The 8,456-nt window shown below is 65.7% G+C and carries 10 protein-coding genes; 4 read left to right on the forward strand and 6 right to left on the reverse strand.

Annotation, left to right across the window (positions count from 1 at the left end; translation table 11 throughout):
- From ACM14_RS29555 to ACM14_RS29570, 4 genes are all read left to right on the forward strand, one after another.
- On the forward strand, positions 1-974 hold a 974-nt coding region (locus ACM14_RS29555; protein WP_065348118.1), incomplete at its 5' end, for a PLP-dependent cysteine synthase family protein.
- Positions 975-977: 3 nt separating this feature from the next.
- Entirely contained in the window at positions 978-2,102 is a 1,125-nt protein-coding gene (locus ACM14_RS29560; RefSeq protein WP_065348119.1) for a lipocalin-like domain-containing protein, read from the forward strand.
- Between the two features lie 70 nt (positions 2,103-2,172).
- On the forward strand, positions 2,173-2,406 hold the full coding sequence (locus ACM14_RS29565) for a type II toxin-antitoxin system ParD family antitoxin (RefSeq protein WP_043819217.1): 234 nt from the start codon (positions 2,173-2,175) through the stop codon (positions 2,404-2,406).
- Positions 2,403-2,732: a type II toxin-antitoxin system RelE/ParE family toxin gene (locus ACM14_RS29570; protein WP_065348120.1), complete on the forward strand. Its 330-nt coding sequence runs from the start codon at positions 2,403-2,405 to the stop codon at positions 2,730-2,732. Before ACM14_RS29565 ends, ACM14_RS29570 begins: the two co-directional genes overlap by 4 nt.
- A gap of 72 nt (positions 2,733-2,804) precedes the next feature.
- Here the strand turns inward: ACM14_RS29570 and ACM14_RS29575 are convergent, their stop codons facing one another.
- The 6 genes from ACM14_RS29575 to ACM14_RS29600 all read right to left on the reverse strand — a co-directional run.
- On the reverse strand, positions 2,805-3,803 hold the full coding sequence (locus ACM14_RS29575) for a branched-chain amino acid ABC transporter permease (protein WP_012206959.1): 999 nt from the start codon (positions 3,801-3,803) through the stop codon (positions 2,805-2,807).
- A gap of 27 nt (positions 3,804-3,830) precedes the next feature.
- Positions 3,831-4,715: a branched-chain amino acid ABC transporter permease gene (locus tag ACM14_RS29580; protein WP_012206960.1), complete on the reverse strand. Its 885-nt coding sequence runs from the start codon at positions 4,713-4,715 to the stop codon at positions 3,831-3,833.
- A gap of 57 nt (positions 4,716-4,772) precedes the next feature.
- Complete coding sequence (locus ACM14_RS29585; RefSeq protein ID WP_012206961.1) at positions 4,773-5,969, reverse strand: ABC transporter substrate-binding protein; 1,197 nt, start codon at positions 5,967-5,969, stop codon at positions 4,773-4,775.
- A 99-nt stretch (positions 5,970-6,068) separates the two neighbouring features.
- Complete coding sequence (locus tag ACM14_RS29590) at positions 6,069-6,779, reverse strand: ABC transporter ATP-binding protein (protein WP_065348121.1); 711 nt, start codon at positions 6,777-6,779, stop codon at positions 6,069-6,071.
- Position 6,780: 1 nt separating this feature from the next.
- The gene (locus ACM14_RS29595) at positions 6,781-7,551 is read right to left on the reverse strand and encodes an ABC transporter ATP-binding protein (protein WP_012206963.1); all 771 of its coding nucleotides are present in this window, start codon (positions 7,549-7,551) and stop codon (positions 6,781-6,783) included.
- Positions 7,552-8,164: 613 nt separating this feature from the next.
- On the reverse strand, positions 8,165-8,456 hold a 292-nt coding region (locus ACM14_RS29600; protein WP_139093524.1), incomplete at its 5' end, for a DUF1178 family protein.

Here is an 8,456-nt window from a genome sequence, read left to right on the forward strand (position 1 = left end):
TCCCGCTGCCCCTGCCCGGCTTTGCCAGCCTGGGGATCGATCTCTACCTCAAGGACGAATCCACCCACCCCACGGGCAGCCTCAAGCACCGGCTGGCGCGCTCGCTGTTTCTCTATGCGCTGTGCAATGGCTGGGTGCATGAGGGCTCGACCATCGTCGAGGCATCGAGCGGATCGACCGCCGTGAGCGAGGCGTATTTCGCGCGCCTGCTGGGCCTGCCCTTCGTGGCCGTGATGCCGCGCAGCACCTCGGCCGAGAAGATTGCGCTGATCGAGTTCTACGGCGGCCGCTGCCATCTCGTGGACAGCGCAGGCCAGGTCTACGACGAGGCACGCGCCGTGGCCGCGCAGACCGGCGGCCACTACATGGACCAGTTCACCTATGCCGAGCGCGCCACCGACTGGCGTGGCAACAACAATATTGCGGAGAGCATGTTCACCCAGATGCGGCGCGAGCGCCATGCCGTGCCGCGCTGGATCGTGGTGGGCGCGGGCACGGGCGGCACCAGCGCCACCATTGGCCGCTACGTGCGTTTCCAGCGCCATGCCACGGGTATCTGCGTGGCCGACCCCGAGGGCTCGGTGTTCGCCGCCTACCACCGCACGGGCGATGCCACCCTCACCGCGCCGGGCTCGCGCATCGAGGGCATAGGCCGCCCGCGTGTGGAGCCCAGCTTTGTGCGCACCCTGGTGGACCGCATGGAGGAGGTGGCGGACTGCGATTCCCTGGCCGCCATGCGCAGCCTGTCCGCACTGCTGGGCCGGCGCGTGGGGCCGTCCACGGGCACCAATTACGTGGCCATGCTCAGGCTGGCCAGCGAGATGCGCCAGCGCGGCGAGCAGGGCTCCATCCTCTCGCTGCTGTGCGATGCGGGCGAGCGCTACCTGCCCACCTACCATGATGCGGACTGGGTGATGCAGCGCATCGGCGACTGCGGGCCGGCCCAGGCGCGCATCGCGCAGTTGCAAAGCTGATCCATGATGCCCCTGCCCCGCCGCCATCTGCTGGGCCTGGCTGCCGGCCTGGGCCTGGGGGCGGCAGGACTGCCCGCCCAGGCACTGCCGCCACGCACGCTGGTCTTCCCGCGCGACCATGGCAGCCACCCCGGTCTGCGCACCGAGTGGTGGTACATCACCGGCCAGGCACGCGCGGCGGGCCGGGCCTGGGGTTTCCAGATCACCTTCTTCCGGTCGCGCGTGCAGGCCACGCAGGAGCTGCGCTCCGCCTTTGCGGCGCGCCAGCTGCTGTTTGCCCATGCGGCGCTGTGCGATGTGCAGGGCGCCCGCCTGCACCACGACCAGCGCATCGCGCGCGCGGGCTTTGGCATTGCCCAGGCCAGCGAGACCGATGCCGACGTGCGGCTGCAGGATTGGTCGCTGCGGCGCACCGATGAAGGCACCGGTAACGGCGAGGCCGAACGCTACACCACCCGCATACGCAGCACCGCATTCGCACTGGACCTGCGCTTCGAGACCCGCGAGCACCCGCTGCTGCAGGGCCGCGCCGGCCTCTCGCGCAAGGGGCCGGAGCCCGAGCAGGCCAGCTACTACTACAGCCGCCCGCAACTGCAGGTGAGCGGCACGCTGGAGCTGGCAGGCCAGCGCATGGAGATCGAAGCCGCGCGCGAACCCGGTGACAACCGCGCCTGGCTGGACCATGAATGGAGCCAGGCCCTGATGCACCCCGAGGCCGTGGGCTGGGACTGGATAGGCATGAACCTGTTCGACGGCGGTGCACTCACGGCCTTCCGAGTGCGCCGCAGCGATGGCGGCGCGCTGTGGGCCGGAGGCTCGCTGCGCGGCGCCGATGGCAAGGTACAGGTCTTCGCCCACGATGCCGTTCGGTTCACACCGCTGCGCCACTGGAGCAGCCCCGCCAGCGGCGCGCGCTACCCCGTGCAATGGCAGGTGGACACGCCCGCTGGCCGCTTCACCGTGAACGCCCTGGTCGATGACCAGGAGCTGGACAGCAGCGCCTCCACCGGGGCCATCTACTGGGAGGGCCTGTGCAGCCTCCAAAAGTCCACCGGCCCGGGCCAGGAGGCGCGAGCCGGTCAGGGATACCTGGAGATGACGGGCTACGCCCGGCCGCTGCAGCTATGAAAAGCTCTTCAAGCTCCAGTGGCTGAATGGGAATCTTGCCAATTTTTGCCAAGCAACCCACACTGGCGCCATGAGCACCATGAACATTTCCCTGCCTGACGCCCTCAAGTCCTTTGTGGATGAGCAGGTCAGCCAGCGTGGCTACGGCACAAGCAGCGAGTATGTCCGCGAGCTGATCCGCAGGGATCAGGAGCGCCTGCAACTGCGCAACCTGCTGTTGGCTGGAGCGGGTTCGGCGCCGGCTGCCGCGGTGGATGCGGGCTATTTCGATGGACTGCGTGAGCGGGCAAAGGCCAGGAGGTGAAGGCCAAGGCCATCGTCCCCCGCGAGCAGGCCAACCGGGACGTCGAAGAGATACTTGCCTGGTACCTGGACGAGGAGGCAGCAAACGCAGCCCTGGGCTTCATCGACGCGCTGGAGAAGGCCTACGCACACATAGGCCGCCACCCCTCCACAGGCTCGCTGCGCTATGCCCATGAACTCCATCTGCCCGGTCTGCGCGCCTGGCCGCTGACGCGCTACCCGTACATGGTGTTCTATGTGGAGCACGCCCATCACGTCGATGTATGGCGTGTGCTGCACGGCCAGCGGGACCTGCCGGCATGGATGCAGGAGCCCGACAACGGATAAGGGCAGGCCGCCAGGATCAGATGCGGTCCTGGTGGCCTGCCCTTCCCTCCGCTCGGTGCGGTCTTCAGGATCTCAAGGGGTACGCTTTTTCTGCAGCCAGGCGATCAGCTCGCCCATGATGCCCTTGCGGAACAGCAGCACGCAGACCACGAAGATCAGGCCGGTGACGATGGTCACCGACTCGCCCAGCGTGGAGAACCACTCCACGCCCGTGAGGCGCTGCAGGAAGCTGCCGAACTCGCCGATCTTGTTCTCCAGCATGACCACCACGGCCGAGCCCAGGATGGGGCCGGACAGCGTGCCCAGGCCGCCCATCAGCGTCATCAGGATCACATGGCCGGAGGTGGTCCAGTGCACATCCGACAGCGTGGCAAAGCCCAGCACCACGGTCTTGAGCGAACCGGCCAGGCCCGTGAGCGCGGCCGAGATCACGAAGGCCAGCAGCTTGAAGCGCGCCACGTCATAGCCCAGCGAGGTCGCGCGCGGCTCGTTCTCCTTGATGGCCTTGAGCACCTGGCCGAAGGGCGAGTGGATGGTGCGCACGATCAGCAGGAAGGCCAGGACCACGATGACCAGCGTGACGTAGTACATGGTCAGGTCGCTGGTCAGGTCGATGAGGCCGAACAGCTTGCCGCGCGGTACGCCCTGCAGTCCGTCCTCGCCGCCCGTGAAGGGCGCCTGCAGGCACACGAAGAACAGCATCTGGGCCAGCGCCAGCGTGATCATCGAGAAATAAATGCCCTGGCGGCGGATGGCCAGCCAGCCGAAGATCAGCCCCAGCAGCGCGCCCCCGGCCGTGCCGGCCAGCATGGCCAGCTCGGGCGTGAAGCCCCAGCCCTTGATGGCGTAGCCCGTCACATAGGCCGCACCGCCCAGGAAGGCCGCGTGGCCGAAGGACAGCAGGCCCGTGTAGCCCAGCAGCAGGTTGAAGGCCGAGGCGAACAGTGCGAAGCACATGAGCTTCATCACGAACACCGGGTAGGCACCCAGCATGGGCGCCGCCAGCAGGCCCAGCAGCAGCAGGCCATAGCCCCAGGGGGCGATGCGTTGAACGAGAGTCTTGGATTTCATGTGGTCGGCCCCTTGTCCTCGTTCTTGTTATTTCTCTTTGCCGAACAGGCCGGCGGGGCGGATGAGCAAAACGATGACCATGATGAAGAACACCACGGTGGACGAAGCCTCGGGCCAGAAGACCTTGGTCAGGCCCTCGATCACGCCCAGGCCCAGGCCGGTGAGGATGGAGCCCATGATGGAGCCCATGCCCCCGATCACCACCACGGCGAAGACCACGATGATGAGGTTCTGCCCCATCAGCGGCGTGACCTGGTAGACGGGCGCCGCCAGCACGCCGGCAAATGCCGCCAGCGCCGCGCCGAAGGCATAGGTCAGCGTGATCATCACGGGCACGTTGACGCCGAAGGCTTCGACCAGGCGCGGGTTCTCGGTGCCGGCCCGCAGGTAGGCGCCGATGCGCGTCTTCTCGATCATGAACCAGGTGGCCACGCAGACCACGATGGAGGCCAGCACCACCCAGGCGCGGTAGTTGGGCAGGATCATGAAGCCCAGGTTGGTCGCGCCTTCCAGCAGCTCAGGCGTGTCGTAGCCCAGGCCCGAGACGCCGTAGACCGAGCGGAACAGGCCCTCGATCAGCAGCGACAGGCCCAGGGTCAGCAACAGGCCGTAGAGGTGGTCGAGCTTGTAGATCCAGCGCAATAAAAAGCGCTCGATCAGCACGCCCAGCAGGCCCACCAGCAACGGCGACAGCACCAGCATCACCCAGTAGTTGATGTTGAAGTAGCTCATGGCCATCCAGGTGACCATGGCGCCCAGCATGAACAACGCGCCGTGGGCGAAGTTGATCACGTTGAGCAGGCCGAAGATCACCGCCAGCCCCAGGCTGAGGATGGCGTAGAACGAGCCGTTGACCAGCCCCAGAAGGAGCTGGCTCATCAGGCCTGGCAGGGAAACACCAAAGATTTCCATGGGATGCAGCTGTCGTGGTTGGCCGGGTGGCGGTTGGGGGTCAGTGGCGGCGCAGCGTTACTTCCACAGCGCGCACTTGGTCTCGGCCTTGGTGGTCCAGACCTGGTCGGCGGGCAGCGTGGCCACGACCTTCAGGTAGTCCCAGGGCTTCTTGGACTCGGCGGGCTTCTTGACCTCGACCAGGTACATGTCGTGGGCGAAGGTGCCATCGGGACGGATCGAGCCCTTGCCGTAGAAGTCGTCGATGGGCGTGCTCTTGAGGTAGGCCATGACCTTGTCGGCATCCGTGGACTTCACGGCCTGCACGGCCTTGAGGTAGCTGGTCACGGCCGAGTAGTCGGCAGCCTGGATGGAGGTGGGCATGCGCTTGGTCTTGGCGAAGAAGCGCTCGCCGAACTTGCGCGTGGCATCGTTCTGGTCCCAGTACCAGCTGGTGGTGAACTGCATGCCTTCGGTGTTCTTCAGGCCCAGGCTGTGGATGTCGGTCAGGAACACCAGCAGGCCCACGGTCTTCATGCTCTTGTTGATGCCGAATTCCTTGGCCGCCTTGATGGCGTTGATGGTGTCGCCACCGGCGTTGGCCAGGCCCAGGATCTGGGCCTTGGAGGCCTGCGCCTGCAGCAGGAAGGACGAGAAGTCCGAGGCATTGAGCGGGTGCTTGACGCCGCCCACCACCTTGCCGCCCTTGGCCTTGATCACGGCCGTGGTGTCGTTCTCCAGCGCGTGGCCGAAGGCGTAGTCGGCCGTCAGGAAGAACCAGTCCTTGCCGCCGCGCTCGACCACGGCCGTACCCGTGCCCTTGGCCAGGGCCACGGTGTCATAGGCGTAGTGCACGGTGTAGGCGTTGCACTGCTCGTTGGTCAGTGCCGAGGAACCCGCGCCGCTGTTGAAGTGCACGCGCTTTTTCTCATTGGCCACCTGCGACACCGCCAGGGCCGTGCCGGAGTTGGTGCCGCTGAACACCAGCGAGATACCTTGCGTGTCCACCCACTCGCGCACCTTGGAGGCGGCGATGTCGGCCTTGTTCTGGTGGTCGGCGCTCAGCAGCTCGATGGGCTGGCCCAGCACCTTGCCGCCGAAGTCATCGATGGCCATCTGCATGGCGGTGACGGCGTTCTTGCCTTCCACGTCCGCATACAGGCTGGACATGTCGGTCACGAAGCCGATCTTCACCTTCTCCTGTGCCATGGCAAGCGGGCTGGCCAGGCCGGCCGCAGCCAGCATGCACGACAGTGCGGTCAGTTTTGCTTTCATTGGTGTCTCCTTCGCGTTGATGTCTTGGGTTTTTGTCACAGGGCCATGGCAGGAATGCAGCCGGCGAGCCCCAGGCGCCGGCCACGATGGATATCCGGGTCAAACGCCCAGCAGTTCGTTGAGCACGGGCATCTTGGCCTGCAGCTCGGACGCGCCGAAACGCTCGACCACATGGCCGTGCTCGACCACGTAGAAGCGGTCGGCCAGCGGCGCCGCGAAGTGGAAGTTCTGCTCCACCATGACCACGGTGTAGCCCTTGGTGCGCAGCATGGTGATCATCCGGGCCAGCGCCTGCACGATGACGGGTGCCAGGCCTTCCGAGATTTCGTCGAGCAGCAGCAGCCGCGCGCCCGTGCGCAGGATGCGCGCCACCGCCAGCATCTGCTGCTCGCCGCCCGACAGGCGCGTGCCCTGGCTGTGGCGGCGCTCGGCCAGGTTGGGGAACATGGCGTAGATCTCATCCACGCTCATGCCCGGCTGGCCGGTCTTGAGCGGCGGCGGCAGCATCAGGTTCTCTTCGCACGAGAGGCTGGAGAAGATGCCGCGCTCTTCAGGGCAGTAGCCCACGCCCAGGTGGGCAATGCGGTGCGTGGGCAGGTGGATGGCCTCCACGCCGTTGATCCGGATGGAGCCCTTGCGCGCGCCCGTCAGACCCATGATGGCGCGCAGCGTGGACGTGCGGCCCGCGCCGTTGCGCCCCAGCAGCGTGACCACCTCGCCGGGCTGGACCACCAGGTCCATGCCGTGCAGCACATGGGATTCGCCGTACCAGGCCTGCAGGCCCTTGATTTCCAATGCCGGTGCACTCATCTCAATGCGCTCCCTGCAACTGGCCGTCGGTGGTGCCCATATACGCTTCCATCACTTGCGGGTTGCGCGAAACTTCCTCGTACGGCCCCTCGGCCAGCACGGCGCCGCGCTGCAGCACCGTGATGCGGTCGGCAATGGTGGAGATCACCTTCATGTTGTGCTCCACCATGAGAATCGTGCGGCCGGCCGAGACCTTCTTGATCAGCTGGGTCACGCGGTCCACGTCTTCGTGGCCCATGCCCTGCGTGGGTTCGTCCAGCAGCATCAGCTCGGGCTCCATGGCCAGCGTGGTGGCAATCTCCAGCGCACGCTTGCGGCCATAGGGCAGGTTGACCGTGACCTCGTCGGCCAGGTCCTGCAGGCCCACTTCGGCCAGCAACTGCATGGCGCGGTCATCGAGCTGCGACAGGCTCTTCTCGCTGCGCCAGAAATGGAACTCCGTGCCCAGCTTGCGCTGCAGGCCGATGCGCACGTTCTCCAGCAGCGTGCAATGCGGGAACACGGCCGAGATCTGGAAGGACCGGATCACGCCACGGCGCGCAATCTGCGCCGGTGCTTCCCGCGTGATGTCCTCGCCATTGAAACGGATGGTGCCGGAGGTGGGCTCCAGGAACTTGGTCAGCAGATTGAAGCAGGTGGTCTTGCCTGCGCCATTGGGGCCGATCAAGGCATGGATGGAGCCACGGCGTACCGAAAGGTCCACCTTGCTCACCGCCGTAAATCCCTTGAACTCTTTGGTCAGGTTCCGGGTTTCGAGAATAACGTCGCTCATGTGCGCTTCGCCTGCTCCGTTGATGCTGCCAGCCCCCAACGCGTCGCCAGAGGCTCTGGCGGGCGTTGTGCAGGGTCGGACGCATCGTAGGCTTGCCGACGTTGTGCACCGCAGCGGGAAAACGCCTACGTAGGTGCTCCTAAGCACAGGCCCTGCCCCGCACTGCAGCATGGCGCATCAAGCCTGGCCTTCGCAAGCAATAGAAGCAACCACTCACACTTGAAATAATCAAGCACAGACGGGGCTGTAAGGTGCCGCGGTGGCAGGCAGGGCCTAGGGTTCTCCAGCATCTCGGCCCGGCGCGGCCCGCACGGAAGGCCAGAGCGCTTCCAAAGCGATAGCAAACTACCCTTTTTGCGACTTACAGGGCAGCAGCCAATGTCCGCTGCCTTACGGGAAACACCCAGGTCGGCAATCTCCCTGTGGCCTGCTCAGTCACTATGCGAAAAGCCGCGGATATGCTTGAGTTTGTCGTCTCTTCAATTGAAGGGCGACAAAGTCAGCTGGGACGCTACTCAATCAATAGCAACAAGCAAAGGCCTGGCCTGGAGATTGCCGATCCATTGCAATGGGAGCAATTGTCGTCGCCAAGACAGCATGTGCCAGTCGCCACTTACTGCAGCGTTTCCTTGCTGCCTTCGGGCAAGGCCAATGGAAGGACGGCAATGCCTTCATCCAGCAATTGCATGGCCTGCTCGGGACTGGCCTTGCCGCGGATGGCGCGCTCGTCCGTCTCGCCGTAGTGCATGCGGCGGGCTTCATCGACAAAGCGCTCGCCCACATCCTCGGTCTGCTGCGCCACCTGGCGCGACCATTTCAGCCACGCGGCCTGCATGGCCTGCAGCTGCTCGCGCGCCTGGGGCGGCATGGACGGTGAGGGAACGGCTGCCGCACTGGCAGCCGAG

Origin of the sequence: Delftia sp. JD2 (genome assembly GCF_001682645.1) — a bacterium.
Lineage (GTDB): Bacteria > Pseudomonadota > Gammaproteobacteria > Burkholderiales > Burkholderiaceae_C > Comamonas > Comamonas acidovorans.